19 protein-coding genes are annotated in these 18,905 nt (G+C 68.9%); 7 read left to right on the plus strand and 12 right to left on the minus strand.

Annotated features, from left to right (window positions below; genetic code table 11):
• The first annotated feature begins 16 nt into the window (after nt 1–16).
• On the plus strand, nt 17–778 hold the full coding sequence (locus CQ034_RS13450) for an alpha/beta fold hydrolase (protein WP_051662649.1): 762 nt from the start codon (nt 17–19) through the stop codon (nt 776–778).
• Nucleotides 779–903: 125 nt separating this feature from the next.
• Here the strand turns inward: CQ034_RS13450 and CQ034_RS19455 are convergent, their stop codons facing one another.
• From CQ034_RS19455 to CQ034_RS13485, 7 genes are all read right to left on the minus strand, one after another.
• Nucleotides 904–1,779: an endonuclease domain-containing protein gene (locus tag CQ034_RS19455; RefSeq protein WP_146114845.1), complete on the minus strand. Its 876-nt coding sequence runs from the start codon at nt 1,777–1,779 to the stop codon at nt 904–906.
• A 273-nt stretch (nt 1,780–2,052) separates the two neighbouring features.
• The gene (gene mnhG / locus CQ034_RS13460) at nt 2,053–2,442 is read right to left on the minus strand and encodes a monovalent cation/H(+) antiporter subunit G (RefSeq protein ID WP_029264125.1); all 390 of its coding nucleotides are present in this window, start codon (nt 2,440–2,442) and stop codon (nt 2,053–2,055) included.
• The gene (locus CQ034_RS13465) at nt 2,439–2,708 is read right to left on the minus strand and encodes a monovalent cation/H+ antiporter complex subunit F (RefSeq protein WP_029264126.1); all 270 of its coding nucleotides are present in this window, start codon (nt 2,706–2,708) and stop codon (nt 2,439–2,441) included. Before CQ034_RS13465 ends, mnhG begins: the two co-directional genes overlap by 4 nt.
• A complete protein-coding gene (locus CQ034_RS13470; RefSeq protein WP_029264127.1) occupies nt 2,705–3,298 on the minus strand; it encodes a Na+/H+ antiporter subunit E in 594 nt (197 codons plus the stop codon). Before CQ034_RS13470 ends, CQ034_RS13465 begins: the two co-directional genes overlap by 4 nt.
• Nucleotides 3,295–4,848, minus strand: coding sequence for a Na+/H+ antiporter subunit D (locus CQ034_RS13475; RefSeq protein ID WP_029264128.1), 1,554 nt, complete (start codon nt 4,846–4,848; stop codon nt 3,295–3,297). Before CQ034_RS13475 ends, CQ034_RS13470 begins: the two co-directional genes overlap by 4 nt.
• On the minus strand, nt 4,845–5,444 hold the full coding sequence (locus tag CQ034_RS13480) for a Na(+)/H(+) antiporter subunit C (RefSeq protein WP_105711432.1): 600 nt from the start codon (nt 5,442–5,444) through the stop codon (nt 4,845–4,847). Before CQ034_RS13480 ends, CQ034_RS13475 begins: the two co-directional genes overlap by 4 nt.
• Nucleotides 5,444–8,410 (minus strand): Na+/H+ antiporter subunit A, encoded by a 2,967-nt coding sequence (locus CQ034_RS13485; protein WP_105711433.1) that lies wholly within the window; start codon nt 8,408–8,410, stop codon nt 5,444–5,446. The genes CQ034_RS13480 and CQ034_RS13485 overlap by 1 nt, the downstream gene beginning before the upstream one ends.
• 119 nt (nt 8,411–8,529) lie before the next feature.
• Here CQ034_RS13485 and CQ034_RS13490 point away from each other — a divergent pair, with 119 nt between their 5' ends.
• Entirely contained in the window at nt 8,530–10,029 is a 1,500-nt protein-coding gene (locus tag CQ034_RS13490) for a hypothetical protein (protein ID WP_105711434.1), read from the plus strand.
• A 31-nt stretch (nt 10,030–10,060) separates the two neighbouring features.
• On the opposite strand, the gene CQ034_RS13495 is transcribed toward CQ034_RS13490, so the two are convergent.
• Nucleotides 10,061–11,119, minus strand: a complete 1,059-nt coding sequence (locus CQ034_RS13495) for a LacI family DNA-binding transcriptional regulator (protein ID WP_029264132.1) — start codon at nt 11,117–11,119, stop codon at nt 10,061–10,063.
• 60 nt (nt 11,120–11,179) lie between these two features.
• Between CQ034_RS13495 and CQ034_RS13500 the strand changes: the two genes are divergently transcribed.
• The gene (locus CQ034_RS13500; protein ID WP_105711435.1) at nt 11,180–12,418 is read left to right on the plus strand and encodes an MFS transporter; all 1,239 of its coding nucleotides are present in this window, start codon (nt 11,180–11,182) and stop codon (nt 12,416–12,418) included.
• A 4-nt stretch (nt 12,419–12,422) separates the two neighbouring features.
• Here CQ034_RS13500 and CQ034_RS13505 read toward each other — a convergent pair whose 3' ends face one another.
• Together CQ034_RS13505 and CQ034_RS13510 are read right to left on the minus strand one after the other, a co-directional pair.
• Complete coding sequence (locus tag CQ034_RS13505; RefSeq protein WP_105711436.1) at nt 12,423–13,070, minus strand: response regulator transcription factor; 648 nt, start codon at nt 13,068–13,070, stop codon at nt 12,423–12,425.
• A complete protein-coding gene (locus CQ034_RS13510; RefSeq protein ID WP_105711437.1) occupies nt 13,067–14,263 on the minus strand; it encodes a sensor histidine kinase in 1,197 nt (398 codons plus the stop codon). Before CQ034_RS13510 ends, CQ034_RS13505 begins: the two co-directional genes overlap by 4 nt.
• A 116-nt stretch (nt 14,264–14,379) precedes the next feature.
• Here CQ034_RS13510 and CQ034_RS13515 point away from each other — a divergent pair, with 116 nt between their 5' ends.
• Entirely contained in the window at nt 14,380–15,267 is an 888-nt protein-coding gene (locus tag CQ034_RS13515) for a GAP family protein (protein WP_105711438.1), read from the plus strand.
• 56 nt (nt 15,268–15,323) lie between these two features.
• The gene (gene nucS / locus CQ034_RS13520) at nt 15,324–16,019 is read left to right on the plus strand and encodes an endonuclease NucS (protein WP_029264137.1); all 696 of its coding nucleotides are present in this window, start codon (nt 15,324–15,326) and stop codon (nt 16,017–16,019) included.
• 27 nt (nt 16,020–16,046) lie between these two features.
• Here nucS and CQ034_RS13525 read toward each other — a convergent pair whose 3' ends face one another.
• Nucleotides 16,047–16,358, minus strand: coding sequence for a hypothetical protein (locus tag CQ034_RS13525; protein ID WP_029264138.1), 312 nt, complete (start codon nt 16,356–16,358; stop codon nt 16,047–16,049).
• A gap of 143 nt (nt 16,359–16,501) precedes the next feature.
• Here CQ034_RS13525 and CQ034_RS13530 point away from each other — a divergent pair, with 143 nt between their 5' ends.
• On the plus strand, nt 16,502–17,167 hold the full coding sequence (locus tag CQ034_RS13530) for an HAD hydrolase-like protein (RefSeq protein WP_105711439.1): 666 nt from the start codon (nt 16,502–16,504) through the stop codon (nt 17,165–17,167).
• Between the two features lie 137 nt (nt 17,168–17,304).
• On the opposite strand, the gene CQ034_RS13535 is transcribed toward CQ034_RS13530, so the two are convergent.
• Nucleotides 17,305–17,511, minus strand: a complete 207-nt coding sequence (locus tag CQ034_RS13535) for a cold-shock protein (RefSeq protein ID WP_017203899.1) — start codon at nt 17,509–17,511, stop codon at nt 17,305–17,307.
• A gap of 567 nt (nt 17,512–18,078) precedes the next feature.
• Between CQ034_RS13535 and CQ034_RS13540 the strand changes: the two genes are divergently transcribed.
• On the plus strand, nt 18,079–18,903 hold the full coding sequence (locus CQ034_RS13540; RefSeq protein WP_258134216.1) for a shikimate 5-dehydrogenase: 825 nt from the start codon (nt 18,079–18,081) through the stop codon (nt 18,901–18,903).
• The last annotated feature ends 2 nt before the right edge of the window (nt 18,904–18,905 follow it).

Consider the following 18,905-nt stretch of genomic DNA (forward strand, 5'->3'; position numbering starts at 1 on the left):
CCGCTACCGTGGGGAGGTGCCATCCAGTTACCTCGCCCCGAAGGGCACGACCGTCACGCTCCTCGAGTTCGAGCACGGCGGCGCCACGCTCATCGCCGAGACGTTCGGCGAAGGCCCGCACACGTATCTCCTGCTGCACGGCATCGGGATGGGTCGGAGCGTCTACCTCGACGTCGTGCAGCGGCTCGAGGGTCGGGTGATCGCCCTGGACCTGCCGGGATTCGGCGAGGCGCCGGAGCCGACGCGCACCCTCACCATGGAACGCCACGCCGACCTGGTCGCCGCCTACCTGCAGCAGGTGGATTCGGGCCCGGTCGTCGTGATCGGCCACTCGATGGGCAGCCAGATCGCCGCAGAGCTCGCCGCGCGGCATCCGTCGCTGGTGGAAGGCGTGGTGCTGGCGGGCCCCACGGTGAACAAGGCGGCGCGCAACATCGCGGCACAGGCCCGCTACCTCCTGACCGACCTCGTCGGCGAGCGGCCGTTGGTGATCTGGCGCGGCGCGCGGGAGTACCTCCGGGGCGGCCCGCACCTGATCCGCAAGATCCGTGCCACCGTCGTGCACGAGCCCGAGGACGCCTTCGTGCGCATCGAGTGCCCGGTGCTGGTGCTGCGCGGCGAGGACGACCCGCTCGCGCCGATGAGCTGGTGCCGCGAGATCCTCGACGCGATCCCCGGTGCCGCGCTCGAGGTCATCCCCGACCACGGACACGGCACACTCATCAGTGACTCCGAGCCCGCTGCCCGCCTGATCCACGAGTTCGCCGCCCGCCTCTGACGGCCCGTCTCTGACGGCCCGTCTCGCGGGGGTTCGTCGCGACCGGTGTTCACAACTCCTCAAGAAAGCGCACCGACCTCGCTTTCGCCGTCATCTGGGCTCCCTTACAGCCAATCCTTGAGGAGTCATGAACGAGTCGTGGGCCGAAAGCGCGGTCCCATTACCCGGATGACCTCGGCGACTGCCTGTCGGACGGTCGGATCGTTCCGCAGAATGTCGACCGCAAGGGGCCGGATCGTCACATACCCCTGCATCGCAGCTGCCATATCCCGCCGCCGATCATCGACCTGTTTGGCCCAACCCTCGTGGAACTCCTTGCTGTCGCACTCGATGATGAGCCACCCCTCGACCAGGAAGTCGACCCGGCCGACACCCTCGATCAGCACCTGGGTCTCAAACGCGACCCCGAGCGCTCGCAGAATGAGCCTCATGAAAGTCTCGGGCCCCGACCCCGCCGAGGCATCGATCAGCGCGAGCAACGGACGGAACCGGACAGGCAGTTGAGAGAACATGAGGATCACTTCCTCCCGAGTCATCAATCCGTGGTGCAGCACGCTGTCGACGGTGGCGACAGATGCCCGCGGAGCCTGGCACCGGATGGCCTGCGCGACGGCGTCCGCGAGGGGAGCGACATGGAGAGGGCTCGGTTGCCCCGACCACGACTGCCAGTGCAGGATGGTTCGCCTCGATCGAGGAGGACGAATTCGAGACGACCCTGGAACGACGTGCACATGCAGTGCGTCGACGACATGCACGAATACACCGATCTGGCTCAGAAGCGAGATGCACGACAGGCGCCCGCCGATGCGGACCGCTTCCGCGATATCAGGATCGACGGGTTCGATTGCGTAACGGTCGCGGCGCAGCCGTCGGAGCTGGCCGGAGTCGATGGCTCGCGTGATTGCTCGTCCGGTCATTCGTCGGGCGAGGAGTTCCGCTCGGTCGAGAACGATGCTGCTGTACAGCGCGGCTGCGCGTTCGTTTACGGTCCATGGCCTCATTCGAGCGAGTCTGGGTCCTGGAGAGGACAGCTGAGGGGCGAGGCTCACGAAAGGGAAGGTTCGTCCCGAATCTCGCCTTGGGTAGGAGCAGTGTCGACCCCGTTGGCAGCCATGCGGTGTGCGCAACTCCTCAGAAATCTGGCTTCACGCCGGGATAATCCGCTTCGGTGGCAGAGTCGCGCGGATTCTTGAGGAGTGGTGCACCGACCGTTCACGGCGGCAGCGCGGTCAGCCGGACGAGCTCAGCCGACAGAGCACACCCCGGCGGGTAGCTCAGCCGGCGGCGGGCGGGGTCTGCTTCGACTCGGCGAGCTCGTCCACGACGAGGCCGCGCTGTTCGATGGTGCCGTTGCGGTAGGCCTGTCGCCCGACCATGTGCGCAGACAGCGGCGCCGTCGCGAACTGCATGAGCACGACGGGCGCGACGAGCACGAATCCCAGCAGGATGCCGCCGACCGACCGCTGCGACAGGGCAATCGCGATGCAGATCAGCAGCAGCCCGAGCACCTGGGGCTTGGTCGCCGCGTGCAGCCGGGACGGCACGTCGCGGAAGCGCAGCAGCCCGACCGCCGCCGACAGGCAGAGCAGCGCCCCGAGCAGGATCAGCACGAGCACGGCCACGTCGATGACGGGGTCGGGGATCACGAGACCGAGGATGTTCATGAGGTCGTGTTGTCCCTTCTCGCGACGAACCGGGCGACGGAGATCGAGCCGAACACCCCGATCGCGGCGATGATGAGGAGCACGGGGATGTTGCGGGTGTGACCGTTGATGGCCATCTCCGCCCCGAGCACGCACATGACCTCGGTGAGGAGCACGTCGGAGGCGACGGCACGGTCGAGGATCGACGGTCCTCGAACGATGCGGACGAGGGTGAGGACGGCGGCGATGCCGAAGACCACCATGATCAGCAGCAGCAGAATGTTCATCGGGCACCGCCCTTCGTCGATCCGGTCAGGCCGGCGCGCTGGTCGGCCTTGAGGGCGCGGTACTGCGCGGGGTCGCCCAGCGCCCGGACGACCCGTCGCTCCCAGCGGAGCACTCCGGCGCGCTGCTTCTCGACGTCGGCGCGGTTCCTGACCCCGATCACATGCAGGTACAGGATGCGACGGTCGCGGTCGGTCTCGACCACCAGCGAACCGGGGACGAGCGACGACACGACGGCGACGTGCGTCATGACCAGGTCGTCGGCGTAGCGCAGCGGCACCGCGATGATCGCGGTGCCCGGCTGGCGGCGGAAGTCGAACACCTGCAGAGTCACCGAGATGGCTCCGCTGAGCACCGCGAACAGGAACTGCACCACGAACAGCGCGGCGTAGGCGACATTGATCCGACCCGAGAGCTCGACCGTCGGCAGCCGGAACACGCGGGTCACGAAGATCGCGACGACGAGTCCGGACAGGAAAGACAGCACGGTGAACTGCGCCCACAGCAGCATCCACAGCACGACGAGCCAGGCCAGGAAGGGCAGCTGGACCCGGATGTCGCGCCAGAGGTGACGCTTGGTCTGTCGTCTCATCCGCCCACCTCCTCTTCCAGCTGGACGAGGCTGACGGGCTGCAGCAGAGCGGCGCCGATGCGGTCGCAGAGCGCGTACAGGGGTCCGGCGAAGATCGTGAGCGAGACGGTGACGGCGACCATGCCGGCCGTGGCGATCGTCATGATCTTCGGGATGCGGCGACGCTCCTGCTGCTCGTCGGCGGCCGGGGCGTTGCCGAGGTACGAGATGCGACCCTCGGTCTCGGTGGAGTCCTCCTCCTCGCGCCAGAAGGCGAGGTTCCAGGCGCGCATGAGTGCGTACAGGGTGAGCAGGGAGGTGACGATGCCGCCGAAGATCAGCACGATCATGATCGGGGTGCCGACGGATGCTGCCGCCTCGAAGAGCGCGAACTTGCCGATGAACCCGGAGAACGGGGGGAGCCCGCCCAGGTTGATCGCGGGCACGAAGTAGAGCACGGCGATCACCGGCGCGACCTTGAGCAGCCCCTTGACCCGCAGGATCGACGTGCTGCCGGCTCGACGTTCCACGAGTCCCACCGCGAGGAACAGGGTCGTCTGCACGACGATGTGGTGGACGATGTAGTACACGGTCGCGCCGATCGCGGCCGGCGTGGCTATCGCGAGGCCGAAGATCATGTAGCCGACGTGGCTGACGAGCGTGAACGACAGGATTCGCTTGAGTTCCGCCTGCGCCACGGCACCGAGCACACCGACGATCATGGTCGCGAGCGCGATGATCAGCAGCACCGTGTCGATGCTGTTCGAGGCGAACAGCTGGGTCTCGGTGCGGATCAGCGCGTAGACGCCCACCTTGGTCAGCAGGCCCGCGAACACCGCCGTGACGGGGGCGGGGGCGGTCGGGTACGAGTCCGGCAGCCAGAAGGACACCGGGAAGATCGCGGCCTTGATGCCGAAGGCCACCACCAGCATCAGGTGCAGCACCAGCTGGGTCTCCTGTGGGAGCTCCGACATGCGTTCGGCGATCTGAGCCATGTTGACCGTGCCGAGTGCGCCGTAGATCATGGCGATCGATGCGAGGAACAGGATCGATGAGACCAGCGAGACGACGATGTAGACGGCGCCGGTGCGGATGCGAGACTCGGTGCTGCCCAGCGTGATCAGCACGTACGAGGCGACGAGCAGGATCTCGAAGCCGACATAGAGGTTGAACAGGTCGCCGGCGATGAAGGCGTTGAAGATACCGGCCGCGAGGATCAGATATGAGGGGTTGAAGATCGAGATCGGGGTCTCGTCGGTGCCGTCGGCGGCGCCCTGGCCGATGGAGAAGAGGAGGACGGCGAGGAGCACGATGCTCGAGATGAGCACGAGGAGCGCGGCGAGCCTGTCCACATAGAGCACGATACCGAAGGGCACCGGCCAGCCGCCGACCGAGACGGCGAGCGGGTCGCCGGAATCCACCACGACCAGGAGCACGGCGGCGATCACCGAGACCGCGGCGAGTGTGGCGACGGTCACGACGACCTGGAGCCGCGCGTTCCGGCCGAACACGAGGGTGATGGCGGCGCCGAGGAGCGGGAGCCCGACGAGGAGCGGGACCAGTGCGGTCATGGCCGGCCCTCCTCGTTCTCGTCGTGGTCGTCGGGTTCATCGGGGCGCGCCTGGTCGCCCTCGGCTGAGCGTGAGGAGGGTTCGTCGCCCCAGCCCGTCGGCGCGTCGAACGGTGCATCGTCGTGGATGGCGGGGTGGTCGCGCATGTGCAGCACAGTGATCGGTGCGGTCTGCACGCCGACGAAGTCGGTGGTCGCCTCGTCCTCGTCGGTCTCGGACTCGTCGTCCATGAGATCTTCGTCGGCGTCGGTGCGCTCGCGGAGCGCGATGTCAGCCTCGTCGTCCTCGACGGTGTCGGCCTGGCCCAGCTGCCAGGAGCGATAGATCAGAGCCAGGAGGAAGGCCGAGACCGCGAACGTGATCACGATGGCGGTCAGGGTGAGCGCTTGGGGGAGCGGGTCGCTCATCTCGCCCTCGGTGCCGAAGAACGGTGCGTTGCCCGGGACGCCCATCACGATCAGCAGGAGCAGGTTCGTGGCGTTGCCGAGCAGGAGGAAGCCGATCAGCACGCGGGTGAGGCTGCGCTCCAGCATCGCGTACACGCCGCACGCGAAGAGGATGGCCATGATGACGATCAGGGTGAGCGAGACATCCATCAGCTGCTCCCCCTTCCGCGCGAGAGGAAGCCTTCAGGACCGGGGGTCGAGCGCAGAGCCGCCTGCCTGTCGACCTCGGCGCCGAGGCTGCGCAGCACGTCGAGGACGAGCCCGATCACGACCAGGTAGACACCCACGTCGAAGATGGTCGAGGTGACGAACTCCATGTGCCCGATACCGGGGATCTCCCATTCCCAGAACGTGCTCGTCAGCGGCGCGAGCCCGAAGAAGAGCGGGACGACGGCCGTGCCGACGGCGAGGATGAGGCCGGTTCCGAGCAGTCGGCCGGCATCCGTCGGTGCGGCGGCGCCGAGTTCCCAGCGGCCTCCGGCGATGTAGCGCATGACCAGCGCCATGCCGGCGACAAGTCCGCCGGCGAAACCGCCGCCGGGCAGGTTGTGCCCGGCGAAGAGCAGGAAGATCGACACCACGATGATCGTGTGGAACAGGATGCGGACGATCACCTCGAGCAGGATCGACCTGTTCTCGGGTTTCATCTTCTGCCCGCCGACGAGCCATGCCCGCGGGCTGCTCTCGTTCTCGGAGTTCTGGAACCGGATGCCCTCGGTCGTCTCGACGAGCGGGCGACTGCGCGCGGCCTTGCGGGTCGCCTTCGGCAGGTTCTTGGTGGCGGCCAGCAGGTCGGCTCGATGGGTGACGAACACGAGCGAGGCCACGCCGGTCGCGGCGAGCACGAGCACCGACAGCTCGCCCATCGTGTCCCAGCCACGCAGGTCGACCAGGGCCACGTTGACGACGTTCTTGCCGTGACCGATCTCGTACGCGAGCTGCGGGAACACCTCCGAGATCGGATCCGCGATACGGGATTGCGTGGCGACGACCGCGACGAAGGCCATGGTGACGCCGACGCCGATCGCGAGGAGCGCCCGGGGGACACGCCCCACCGAGGCGTTGTGTTCCCCCATCCGCGCGGGCAGGCGGCGAAGCACCAGAGCGAACGTCACCATCGTCACGGTCTCGACCAGGATCTGCGTGAGCGCCAGGTCGGGTGCGCCGCTCGTCGCGAACAGCACGACCATCCCGAGCCCGGTGACCGAGACGAGGACGACGCCGGTGTAACGCTTCTGGGCACGCACCGCGAACACGCCGGCGATCGCCATGATCGGCGCGACGACGATCTGCGCCGGCGTGTGCCAGGCGGAGAGGTTGTAACGATCGATGTCGCTGGCGATGAGCGCGGTGACCTCGGCGGCGACGAACACCACGAAGATGGTGCCGACGTACACCGGCAGCGAGCCGCGCTGCGTGAGGGTGGTGCTGAGCACGGAGAGACGGTCGATGCCGCGCATGACGAGGTAGTAGACATCGGCTGCGGTGAAGCGCAGCAGGCGGGGCATGCGGTCCCAGCCGGTCCGGCGGGTGAGCAGGAAGAGGCCGATGCCCACCAGGATCGACGCGATCGAGATGCCTAGGGCGGGCTCGAGGCCGTGCCACAGCGCGAGGTGCCCCGGGCCTTCGACGGCTTCGCCCGCGTGGTCGAGCCCGGGAGTCGCGGTGACGGCGTAGCCCTGCAGGGCCACGTCGAGCGCGGGCGCCCCGATACCCGCGGCGAGCGTGACGCCGGCGAGGATGATCGGCGCCGAGAGGAACCCGACCGGCGGATCGGGCCAGGCGGTGTCGGGCAGCTGGCCCTGCTCGTCGCGCTTCTTCCAGAAGGCTCCCCAGAGGAAGCGCGCCCCATATGCCGCAGTGAGCATGGAACCGAGGACGACGCCGATGAGCGCCACCAGACCCCAGGGAGAACCCCCCAGGGCGTCGTCGAGCAGAGCCGTGAGCGTGGACTCCTTGGCGACGAACCCGATGGTCGGAGCGATGCCCGCCATCGATGCCACCGAGATGAATGCCGCCGTCGCCATGACCGGCGCCTGCCGCCCGACGCCGGAGAGCTCGGTGATGTCACGGGTCGACAGCTGCCGGTCGATGACGCCGACGATCAGGAAGAGGGCCGACTTGAACAGGGCGTGGCCGATCACCAGCGCGAGTCCGGCCAGTGCTGCGGCCTGCGTGCCGTAGCCGACGACGATCGCGAAGAACCCGAGCTGACTGACCGTGCCGAACGCGAGGATGCGCTTGAGGTCGGTCTCGCGCAGCGCCTGGATGCCGCCGATGAGCATCGTGAGGATGCCGAGGGTGATGACGATCGGGCGCCAGGGGGCGCTGAACGCGAAGATCGGCGCGAACCGGGCGATCAGATAGATGCCGGCCTTCACCATCGCGGCCGCATGCAGATACGCGCTCACCGGGGTGGGCGCTGCCATCGCACCGGGGAGCCAGAAGTGGAACGGGAACAGGGCCGACTTGCTGATCGCGCCGATCAGGAGCATGACGATCGCGGCATCCACCGCAGGGCCCGTCGGTGCGATCTCGAGGATCTCGCGGATGCTCGAGGTTCCGGTGTCCACGACGAGGATCACGACGCCGACGAACATCACGAGTCCGCCGAGGGTGGTCACGAGCAGGGCCTGCAGTGCCGCACGTCGGCTGGCGGCGCGGCGGCGGTAGTGGCCGATGAGGAGGTACGAGAGGATGCTCGTCACCTCCCAGAACATGACCAGCATGACGAGGTCGTCCGTCAGCACGAGGCCGTACATCGCTCCGGCGAATCCGAGAAGGACGCCCGCGAACTGGCCGACGCCGGCCGAGTCCTCGTAGAAGTACCACCGGCAGTAGAGGAGCACGAGGGCGCCGACGCCGGTCACGATCAGGGTGAGCACCCAGCCGAGCACGTCCATGTTCATGGACAGGTTCAGTCCGAGCTGCGGGATCCACTCGACCGACTCGTACGGGACCGGGCCGTCGAGCACCTGCGGCGTCATGACGAGCGCGTGCACGAAGGCCGCTGCGGGGACGAGTGCGGCGATGGCGAAGGCCTGAGCTCCGAGCCAGCGCACCAGAACGGGCATCAACAGCGACCCGAGCAGGAACACGGCGAGGAGCGTCAGCATATACGCGGCTCCCTCGGGGGTCGTCGGCCTTGCGGCCAGGCGGGGGGGTGTCATAAGTAGTTTACCCGGGCGAAGACTCCACTCGGTCCGCAGGAGTGTGATCGTGCAAGAGTGGTCGCATGCGGCGGGTCTGGGTGCGGGAGCTGGCCGGGTGGTTCGGCGCCCTGGCGATCGCGGTGATGACCGCCGCGCAGGTCGCATCCTCGGCGCGCTCCGACCTGCTGTTCCGCGACGGGGATTCCCTGATCGTGGCCATGTTCGGGCAGTCGGCGCTTTCCGGTGAGCCGCTGGACTGGGCGATGTCGAGCGTGCTCTTCCTCCCCGAATCCGCGGTGTTCGCGGGGCTCGACCTGCTCCTTCCGGTCGATGTGAACAGCCTGCTCGCGATCAATGCCGTGATCAACATGCTCGCCCTCTACGGAGCACTTCGGCTCGTGGCCGGTCGGCGGAGAGAGGACCGGGCACCCGTCGCGTGGGCTCTTCTCGGACTCGCGGCCTTCTGCGCCATCGCCGTGACCGAGGTCTCCGCATCGCGCGATGCGCTCGAGCTCGCGTCCCTGCAACTCACGACGACCTACTACTCGGCGACCGTGGTCGCGGTCGCGCTCTCGGTCGGTCTGGTGCGTCGCGCGCTCGACCGCGCGTCCGGGATCGTCGGTCTCCTGGTCGCGCTCGGCGCCACGGCGGCCCTGTCGACCCTGTCGAATCCGTTGTACGCGGCGTGGGCGGCGGTTCCGATCGCGGTGCTGCTCGCACTGCTGACCATCCGCTCGCGGCAGCGGTCGCGCTTGACCCTGCTCCTCGGTGTGCTCCTGATCGGCACGGCTCTCGGCTTCGTCGGACGCATTCCACTTCGGGCATGGATCGCCAACACGGGCGCCGGCTACGTGCAGCCGGCGCGATGGGCCGATTCACTCGGCTACTACGGCGGACTCGCGGCAGACCGCCTCTCGACCCCCGGCGGGGTGTTCGGCTGCCTGATCGTGCTGGTACTCATCGTGCTCGCGGTCGTCCGCACGACACGCGCCGCGAGTGAGGGTTCGCGCTTCGTCGCCGCCGTCGCCTGGCTGATGCCCGTTCTCGTCGTGATCGGCGCGATCGCGCTCGGCACCCACGCGGCCCGCTACCTGCAGCCTGTGGTGTTCGCGCCCGTTCTGGCCCTGGTCGCCCTGCCGCGCGCGGGGTGGATGCCGCTCCGCCCCCGGTCGCTCGTCGCCGCGATCGCCGCGGTGCTGCTCGCGCTCGGCGGCATCCTGAGCATCCCGCGCCTCGCTGCGGCCGCCGAGGTCGCCGACCCCGACCTCACCTGCGTGACCGACTGGGTCGACGCGTCCGGCCGCACCGGGGCCGGTCAGTTCTGGACCGTACGCCTGCCGAAACTGCACCTCGACGATCCTGCGCAGCTCGTGCAGGTCGATCATGAGCTGCGCGGCTATGCCTGGTTGGTGAACCGTCGTGACTTCGACGTCGGAGAGGTGACGTTCCTCGTGGAGGATGCGCAGACGGTTCCCTGGAACCTGCCCGCACCGGCCATTCCCGACGAGGTGATCGACTGCGGCCGCTACCGCATCCTCGATCTCGGCGACACGGCGCTTCCGCTCGGCCCGCAGCGCAGCTGACTGTGGCCGCCGCCGGGGCGGAGGGCGGAGCTCAGCGCGAGGCCGGGCCGGTGGTGGTGCCGACGCGGAACCGACAGGTGAGATGCTGCGTGATCCCCGGTTCGCCTCGCAGCATGCGGGCGACCTGCTCCCCCGCCGCGCGGCCCTTCTCGACGGCCGGCTGCACGCTCGTCGTGAGGGTGAGGTCGCCGAGACCGTCCAGCGCGATACCGTCGAAACCCGCGACGGAGAGGTCTTCGGGGACGCGGAGTCCCTTCTCCTCGGCCGCGCGGATGACCCCGACGGCCAGCAGGTCGCTCTGGGCGAGCACCGCGGTCGGCCGGGTGGCGGGGTCCGCGAGCAGCATCCTGCCGACGCGCACGCCTTCGTCGATGAGGCTGCCGGATGCCGAGATCGCCGGGGCGTCGGGGAACACCTCCCGGGTGCCGGCCAACCGGTGGACCGTGACGTCGACGGTCGCGTTGGCGAGACGCTCCGGTGTGACGGCTGCACGCTCGCGGTCGCTGTCGAGCGGCAGGGTGACCAGGGCGACATCGCGGTGGCCGAGGTCGCGCACGTGCTTCGCGATGTCGGCGGAGGCTGCCGCGTTGTCGAGCGTGACGCGCGGGATCGCCTCTCCGGCGTCGCCTTCGATCACGACGACCGGGAGCCCCCGGCCGACGACCACCTCGAGGGATGCCCGTGTGCGTCCGGAGCAGCCGATCAGCACGACCGCGTCGACGGGGGCATCGGCGATCGCCGTGCCCTCCCCCGGCTCGTCGCGCATCAGCAGGATGCCGGCGCTGAGTTCGGCGAGTCCGTCGGTGAGGCCGTCCATCATGGCCGTCGTCACGGGGTCGAGGAAGGCCGCACGCAGATGTCCTTCGAGCACGACGGCGACGATGCCGCTGCGTCCGCGGCGCAGGGAGGCGGCGCGGGGATCCGGTCCGGCGTAGCCGAGCTCGGCGGCTGCGGCGAGCACGCGCTCGCGCGTCGCGGGGGCCACCTTGGCCTTGCCGCTGAAGACGACCGAGGCGGTGGACGTGGCCACGCCCGCCTCGCGTGCGACGTCGGCGATCGTGGGCCGACGCGGCGTCTCCTGACTGCTCATGCTTCGAGGATAGCTCGCTTCCGCTCCCCCGGGTCGAATCGATTCGATAGGCTGTCCGGCATGGAAGCAGTCCTGACCCGTTCGCAGTTCGTCCGCTGGCGCGCCGCGATCTTCGCCATCTTCCTGGCGAGCGGCCTCTCGATCGCGACCTGGGCGTCGCGCGTGCCGGGGATCAAGCAGGCGCTCGAGCTCGACAACGCGCAGGTCGGGATGCTGCTTCTCGGCATGGGTGTCGCCTCGATCATCGGCATCTCGACGAGCCCCGCGGTGATGGCGCGCACCGGCGCCCGCCGCGGCATGCTGGCGGCGATGCTCCTGTTCGCGCTGGGCATCGCACTCGTGGGCCTCGGCGCGACGGTGTTCGGCTCGGTGGCCGTCGTCCTCCTCGGCATGGCCCTGTTCGGATTCGGCAACGGCTGCGTCGACGTGATGATGAACGTCGAGGCCACCGCGATCGAGCAGCAGATGGGCCGCACGATCCTCCCCGTCTTCCACGCCTTCTTCAGCTTCGGAACCGTCCTCGGCGCCGGCATCGGCGCCCTCGCCGCCCACCTCGCGATCGATGTCGCGACGCACGCGGTGTCCATGGGCGTGCTGATCGCCGTGATCGCGGTGGTCTGCTTCTTCCAGGTGCCGGTGCGCGAGGCCGCCCTCGACCCGGAGGATCACGTCAAGCCGCCGTTCCGCGAGCGCATGCGCACCGCGCTCGAGGCCTGGCGCGAACCCCGCACCTACCTGATCGGCGTCGTCATGCTCGGCATGTCGTTCGCCGAGGGCGGCGCCAACGACTGGATTGCGCTCGGCACCGAACAGGGTCATGGTTTCGCCGAGGGCACGGGAGCCGTGTCGCTCGCGGTGTTCTCCATCGGGATGACGACGGTGCGCCTTTTCGGCGGCCCGCTCGTCGACCGATTCGGACGCGTCGCGGTGCTGCGCATCCTCGCCGTCGCCGCGGCATCGGGGATCCTGCTGTTCATCCTCGCGCCCACCTTCCCGCTGGTGCTCGTCGGCGCGGCGCTCTGGGGCATCGGGGCCTCTCTCGGCTTCCCTCTCGGCATGTCCGCCGCCGCAGACGACCCGGCCAAGGCGGCGGCTCGCGTGAGCGCGGCCGCCACGATCGGCTACATCTCGTTCCTCGGCGGACCGCCCGTGCTCGGCGTCATCAGCGAGCACATCGGCCTGCTGAACACCCTGTTCATCCTGGTCGCCCTGGTCGTCATGTCCGGGCTGTTCTCGGGCGCCGCCCGCCCGCTGCGCGACGACGAGAAGACCCCGGCGGCGAGCACAGAGCAGCGCTGAGCGCTCAGCCCTCGCGGCTTCGCACGATCGCTGCCGCGTGCGAGCGGCTGCGCGCGCCGAGCTTGGTCAGCACGTTCGACACGTGCGTCTTCACCGTGGGCACCGAGATGCGCAGCCGTGCCGCGAGCTGCGCATTCGACCACCCCTGCAGGATGCCGTCGAGGACCTCCCGTTCGCGAACGGTCAGATCGGTCCGCTCCGCCGTACTCGCTGTCGGTGACGGCGCCGCCACACCCTGGACCACTGCGGCGAGCGCGCGACGCGTCACCCGAGGGTCGAGCGCGCCCTCTCCGGCAGCGACGGAGCGCACCGCCTGCACGAGCGCGGGCGCATCGACCGTCTTGAGGAGGAAGCCGACCGCACCCGCGCGTATCGCCCCGAGGACGAGCTCATCCTCATCGAAGCTGGTCAGCACGAGCACGTCGCCGAGTCCGCGCGCGACGATCTCCCGGGTGGCGGACACGCCGTCTCTGCCGGGCATCCGCAGATCCATGAGCACCACGTCGGGGCGCAGCGCGGCCGCGTTGCGCACGGCGATGTCGCCGTCCGCCGCCTCGCCGACCACGGTGATCCCGTGCGCCTCGAGCATGATTCGCAACCCCGCCCTGATGGCGCCGTGATCGTCGGCGAGCAGCACGGTCGGCGCGCTCATACCCGCACCTCGAGCGGAAGCCGGCCCTCGACCGACCATCCGTCCGGGGCGGGGCCCGCCGTGAAGAATCCGCCGAGCGCTCCCACGCGCTCCCGCAGCATCTGCAGGCCCCAGCCTTCGCCTCCGTGCGCGGCCGCGGCGCTGGCCACACCTCCACGGGACCGAACGCGCACCTGGACCTCGGCGTTCCTCTCCACGATCTCGATGTCGACCTCGGCGCCGCCCGCGTGCCGGATGCAGTTCGTCAGGGCTTCCCGCACGATGCGGACCACGGCCTGTTCTGCGGCGGCTCCGAGCTCCGGCACGTCCGGGGCGTCGAAGCCGACGACGAGCCCCGCACGCTCGGCATCGCGCACGATGCCGTCGAGATCAGCCCAGCGCGGTGTGGCCACGAGGGCGCCGTCGCCGCGGCGGAGCACCGAGATCATCGACCGCAGGGCTCCATGGGCATCCAGGCCCGCATCGCGCACGGCCTGGAGCGCTTCGCGGTCCTTCGTCTGGTCGGGCGTCGTGGAGAGAGCAGCCTCCGCTCGGATCGCCATCGCCATCACATGACCGGCCACCACGTCGTGCAGCTCGCGCGCCATCGCCTCGCGCTCGCGCTGCACGGCCTCGGCGCGGTCGCGCTCGGCGACGGCCGCGGCGTCCTCCGCGCGCTGACGGTGCAGCTCGGCCAGCTCGTGCGCCTGGGAGACGGCGACCGCCCACCAGTAGTCCGTGCCGAAGATCGCGCCGAACTGCACCCCGATGAGGAAGGCGACGGCGAAGGGCATGTCGGTGAAGAGCCAGGCGACGATGAAGAGGATGACCGTCGAGGCACTGAGGAGCACCAGCAGAGTGCGACGACGTCGTGGGCCGGCGAGGAACACCGCGGTCCACAGCACGTCGAGCAGCACGAAGAGCGTCCCGATGCCGCCGACCGTGTGGAGGTCGGCGACGAAGAGGATCGTCACGATGCCGAGCACGGTCATCGGCAGGCGTCGCTTGACGAGCGCGAGCGCACAGGCCGGAAGCGCGAAGGCGAGCGCCCACCACGGCGACACCGGCCCCGACAGGAGGGAGAACGAGCCCCAGACACCGCGGAATCCGAGCGCGGCCATCACGACGGCGAGGAGCGCCATCCCGGCGGGGTCCGCCCACCCGCGGTGCCGGCGATACCAGGCACCGATGCCGCCGTCGACCTGCTCGTGCATGACCTCATGCAACCACGGCACGGCTGGGGTCGCATCCGTCGAAGGGATGAGGAGCGCACGACGAACGGTACTTTCGCCCGATCCGCCGCCGCCCCCGCCCCGGCGACAGTGGAGCCATGGAACTCTTCGGCGGGCTCCCGCTCCCCCTCTCCCTCGCGCTGCTGGCGCTGATCGACGGGCTCAGCGTCGGCACACTCCTCATCCCGGTCTTCCTCCTGCTGCACCCCGGGCGGGTGCGCGCAGGACGCATCCTCCTCTACCTCGTGACGATCGCGGCCTTCTACCTCGCCGTCGGCCTCCTCTTCCTGTGGGGGCTGGTGAACCTCGTCGATGTCGCGTCGGGCTTCCTCGCGTCACCGACCGGCCTGGTCGTCCGCCTCCTCGTCGGAGCCGCGCTCCTGATCACCGCGTTCGTGATGCCGACGGGTGATAAGCAACCGGAAGGTGCCTCCGCTGTCCCCGCGAGTCCGGCCGTCGCGCCGGCGCAGGTCTCCCCGTGGACGGGGATGCCCGTGCGCGATGCCCCTGCTCCGGCGACGCTGACACCACCTCCGCCCTCCCCGGCCGCAGACCAGGCCGGAACAGCGACCGTCCGTCCCGGCCGCATAACACGCTGGCGTGTGCGCCTGCTCGATCCGCGCACCCGCGGCACCGCCGTGATGGCCGTCGCGATCGCCGCCGGGGTGGTGGAAGTCGCCACGATGCTCCCGTACATCGTCGCGATGACGATGCTCGCGGATGCCGCCGTCGACACCCCGCTGCGCGTGCTCTCACTCGCGGGCTACTGCGCCCTGATGATCCTGCCGGCGATCGTCCTGCTCGTCCTGCGCATCGTCGCCGCTCCCCTCGTTCAGCGCCCGCTGGAGCGCTTCGCGGCGTGGATGGAGCGCACCGGCGCGGAGAACACCGCCTGGATCATCGGCATCATCGGGTTCCTCATCGCCCGCTCCGCGGCCACCGAACTCGGACTCTTCGACGCACTCGGCGGCTTTCTCGGCAACTGATCGCCACGCAGCCCGACGCGGCGACCAGAAGGACTTCGACGAAGTAGGCTCGACGGGTGCGTCTCGTCATCGCCCGCTGCTCGGTCGACTACACCGGTCGGCTCAATGCCCATCTCCCGCTCGCCACGCGTCTGCTCGTGCACAAGGGAGACGGGAGTCTGCTCGTGCACTCCGACGGCGGCAGCTACAAGCCGCTGAACTGGATGAGCCCGCCGTGCTCGCTGTCGAGCGAGGAACCGGGCGAGGAGGAGGCGAGCGCCGGCGTCGTCGAGGTCTGGCGCGTCACCCACAAGAAGACGGGCGATGCGCTGCGGGTGCAGATCTACGAGATCATCCACGACACCTCCCACGAGCTGGGCCTCGATCCGGGACTCCAGAAGGACGGCGTCGAGGCCGACCTGCAGCGGCTGCTCGCCGAGCAGGTGGAGCGCATCTCCGAGGGCGCGACCCTCGTGCGCCGCGAGTATCCGACGGCCATCGGCCCGGTCGACCTGCTGGTGCGCGATGCCGACGGCGCCGCGATCGCGGTGGAGATCAAGCGCCGCGGCGACATCGACGGCGTCGAGCAGCTGACCCGCTACCTCGAGCTTCTCGGCCGCGACCCGCACCTCTCCCCCGTGCAGGGCGTCTTCGCGGCACAGGAGATCAAGCCCCAGGCCCGTGTGCTCGCCGAGGATCGCGGCATCCGCTGCCTGGTGCTCGACTACGACGACATGAAGGGCATCGAGTCGGGCATCCCCCGCCTGTTCTGAGCCTCTGCCGTCTGACCCCCGCACGGATCAGCGAGCCGCCATCAGGCGCGGCGTCGGTCCCTCGAGCCGAGCGACCGCGATCTTCACCTCGGTCATCTCGAGCTCGACAAGACGGAGCCGCTGATCGACCCGGTCGAACCGTTCATCGATCCGCTCGAACCGTTCATCGACCCGTTCGAAGCGGCGGTCGATGCGATCGAACCGCAGTTCGAGCTTCACATCCTGCGCTTCGAAGCGCGCGTCCATCCGAGTGATCATCCAGCCGAACCCGCTGACGATCGCGACCAGAGTCGCCGCTGCTGTCGCCAGCATCGTGATGACTTCCACCGACACGTACATTCCCCCATTCTGACCTGCAACTCCGCTCTTGTCACGACCTTATATGAGGACATTGCGCTCTCACATAAGGTGTGAACAAGCTTTTTCGGAGCACAGCTGTGCAGGAGGAATGGCCCTCGCCGCCGGGCCCATAGGCTGGAGGCATGCCCCACTCCCCCTATTCCTGCGTGCTGTGGGACGTCGACGGCACGATCATCGATGCGTCCGTCGGCATCCTCCGCCGACTGAACGTCGCCCTCACCCATTTCGGACGGCCGGCGCCGACGCGTGAGGAACTGGTGCACTGGATCGGGCCACCCATGTTCCAGTCGTTCCAGGACCAGGCGGGCATGACCCCCGAGGAGTCCCGCGAGGCGGTCACGTTCTATCGCACGCTCGGCAAGGCCGACGGCTACACCACCGATGTGGCCACGTACCCCGGCGTCACGGACCTCATCCACGAACTTGCGGCGGCGGGCATCCCGCAGGCGACGGCCAGCTCGAAGCCGGAGCACCAGGTCGACGCACTCGTCGACCACTTCGGCCTCCGCCCGTCGTTCCTGACGACCGTCGGCGCCACACCCGATGAGGCGACGCTCGCCTCGAAGACCGACATCGTCGCCGAGGCGCTGCGCCGGCTCCGCGAGCTCGGTGCCGACACGTCACGACCGGTGCTCATCGGCGACCGGCACCACGATGTCGATGGCGGCAAGGCCAACGGCGTCCCCGTGATCTTCGTCGGGTGGGGATTCAGCGACGCACACGAGGGCGACGAGGCCGAGTTCCGTGTGACGAGCGTGGCCGAGCTGCGCGCTCTCCTGATCGACTGACGCCGGCACCGGCGACCCGCGCGCATCCGGCGGTTGCCGTGCCGGCACATCGGAGCGACCCATCAGAAGCACAGAACTCCCCGCCGGATGACGCCATCATGGCGCTCCGGTCGGGGAGTACGTGTTCCCGGCCCGTCTCAGACGGGGCGGATGTTCTCTGCCTGCAGGCCCTTCGGACCCTGTGCCACATCGAACTCGACTCGCTGGTTCTCTTCGAGAGACCGGTAGCCGGATGACTGGATGGCGGAGTAGTGCGCGAAGACGTCAGCGCCTCCGTCGTCGGGGGAGATGAAGCCGAAGCCCTTCTCCGAGTTGAACCACTTGACCGTGCCCTGGGTGCTCATGTACTGCCTGTTCTGCTGATGAAGAAGCCGACGCAGGGGTGCCCCGACATCGCTAACGCTAGTGGAGGAGCCCCCGAGCGGAATAGCCGCTGCAAGAAGGTAATCCAAATGTTGCACGAGCGGCACACGGCCGTCATCCGGCGGATTCCCGGGGCGCGCGAACGCACGACGCCCAGAAAATGGTGTGGCCCTCACCGCGGGGGGAGCGATGAGGGCCGAAGACGACCGGAGGGTGCGTCAAGAACAGCCTAACTCCTTTTCGGAGCGCTTGTCCCCCTTTTGGGGGACAAATCCGAAAATCAGTGCGCGGAGGGCGATAGCGACCCCCTCGAGCGGTCCATTGGGGACTGAACCACTCGAGGGGGCCCAATCGCATGCACGGATCGTCTTGCCCCTGGGGTGGGCCGTTCGTCTCCTGGGGAGAGACGAAGACGATCAATCCCCGTGTGCATGCACTTTCACCATAGGGGAGGACGCACCGTCTCGTCACGGACCTCGTCCTGGTGAGATCGCGAGGTCAGCCGCCGCTCGCCCGGCGCCGAGACGACGCGGAGGTAGCCTGATGCGGTGACGCTGCTCAACAAAGACATGACGCTCTGCATCTCGCTGTCGGCGCGGCCGAGCAACAACGGGACGCGCTTCCACAACCACCTCTACGAGGCGCTCGGACTCAACTGGATCTACAAGGCCTTCGCTCCGATCGACCTCGCCCAGGCCATCGCCGGCGTGCGCGGACTCGGCATCCGCGGCTGCGCGATCTCCATGCCGTACAAAGAAGACGTGATCGCGCTGGTAGACCGGATGGACCCCTCGGCGACCGCGATCGATTCGGTCAACACGATCGTGAACGATGCGGGCGTGCTCACGGCGTACAACACCGACTACTCCGCGATCGCGCAGCTGATCGCGCGCAACGAGCTGGATCCTGCTGCCTCCGTGTTGCTGCGGGGCTCGGGCGGCATGGCCAAGGCGACCGCAGCCGCCTTCCGCGACGCCGGCTTCGCGAATGTCACCATCGTCGCCCGGAACGAATCGAACGGGCGCGCGCTGTCCGACCTGTATGGATTCCACTGGCGAGCGGACGCGTCCGATTCGACGGCGGACATCCTCGTCAACGTCACCCCGATCGGCATGGCCGGCGGTTCGGAGGAGCACGCCCTGTCGTTCTCGGAGGCGGCGATCGCTGCGGCATCCGTCGTCTTCGACGTCGTCGCACTGCCCGCGGAGACACCCCTGATCATCGCGGGTCGCGCCGCCGGCACGACCCTGATCACCGGTGCCGAAGTCGCGACCCTGCAGGCGCTCGAGCAGTTCGTGCTCTACACCGGAATCCGTCCGAGCGCGGCGCAGGTGCAGGCGGCCGAGGAGTTCATGCGCGCCGGAACCGCGTGATC

Source organism: Microbacterium sp. MYb45, assembly GCF_002979655.1.
Lineage (GTDB): Bacteria > Actinomycetota > Actinomycetes > Actinomycetales > Microbacteriaceae > Microbacterium.

What these genes read in the sequence shown, in the direction of transcription:
- CQ034_RS13500 (WP_105711435.1), top strand. Translation starts at nt 11,180, where the DNA reads ATGGAAGCAGTCCTGACCCGTTCGCAGTTCGTCCGCTGGCGCGCCGCG.
- CQ034_RS13475 (WP_029264128.1), bottom strand. Translation starts at nt 4,848, where the DNA reads ATGACCGCACTGGTCCCGCTCCTCGTCGGGCTCCCGCTCCTCGGCGCC.
- CQ034_RS13535 (WP_017203899.1), bottom strand. Translation starts at nt 17,511, where the DNA reads ATGAGCACCCAGGGCACGGTCAAGTGGTTCAACTCGGAGAAGGGCTTC.
- CQ034_RS13470 (WP_029264127.1), bottom strand. Translation starts at nt 3,298, where the DNA reads ATGAGACGACAGACCAAGCGTCACCTCTGGCGCGACATCCGGGTCCAG.
- CQ034_RS13465 (WP_029264126.1), bottom strand. Translation starts at nt 2,708, where the DNA reads ATGAACATTCTGCTGCTGCTGATCATGGTGGTCTTCGGCATCGCCGCC.
- CQ034_RS13525 (WP_029264138.1), bottom strand. Translation starts at nt 16,358, where the DNA reads ATGTACGTGTCGGTGGAAGTCATCACGATGCTGGCGACAGCAGCGGCG.
- CQ034_RS13490 (WP_105711434.1), top strand. Translation starts at nt 8,530, where the DNA reads ATGCGGCGGGTCTGGGTGCGGGAGCTGGCCGGGTGGTTCGGCGCCCTG.
- CQ034_RS13485 (WP_105711433.1), bottom strand. Translation starts at nt 8,410, where the DNA reads ATGCTGACGCTCCTCGCCGTGTTCCTGCTCGGGTCGCTGTTGATGCCC.
- CQ034_RS13530 (WP_105711439.1), top strand. Translation starts at nt 16,502, where the DNA reads ATGCCCCACTCCCCCTATTCCTGCGTGCTGTGGGACGTCGACGGCACG.
- mnhG (WP_029264125.1), bottom strand. Translation starts at nt 2,442, where the DNA reads ATGAACATCCTCGGTCTCGTGATCCCCGACCCCGTCATCGACGTGGCC.
- CQ034_RS13495 (WP_029264132.1), bottom strand. Translation starts at nt 11,119, where the DNA reads ATGAGCAGTCAGGAGACGCCGCGTCGGCCCACGATCGCCGACGTCGCA.
- CQ034_RS13480 (WP_105711432.1), bottom strand. Translation starts at nt 5,444, where the DNA reads ATGGATGTCTCGCTCACCCTGATCGTCATCATGGCCATCCTCTTCGCG.
- CQ034_RS13515 (WP_105711438.1), top strand. Translation starts at nt 14,380, where the DNA reads ATGGAACTCTTCGGCGGGCTCCCGCTCCCCCTCTCCCTCGCGCTGCTG.
- CQ034_RS13505 (WP_105711436.1), bottom strand. Translation starts at nt 13,070, where the DNA reads ATGAGCGCGCCGACCGTGCTGCTCGCCGACGATCACGGCGCCATCAGG.
- CQ034_RS19455 (WP_146114845.1), bottom strand. Translation starts at nt 1,779, where the DNA reads ATGAGGCCATGGACCGTAAACGAACGCGCAGCCGCGCTGTACAGCAGC.
- CQ034_RS13510 (WP_105711437.1), bottom strand. Translation starts at nt 14,263, where the DNA reads ATGCACGAGCAGGTCGACGGCGGCATCGGTGCCTGGTATCGCCGGCAC.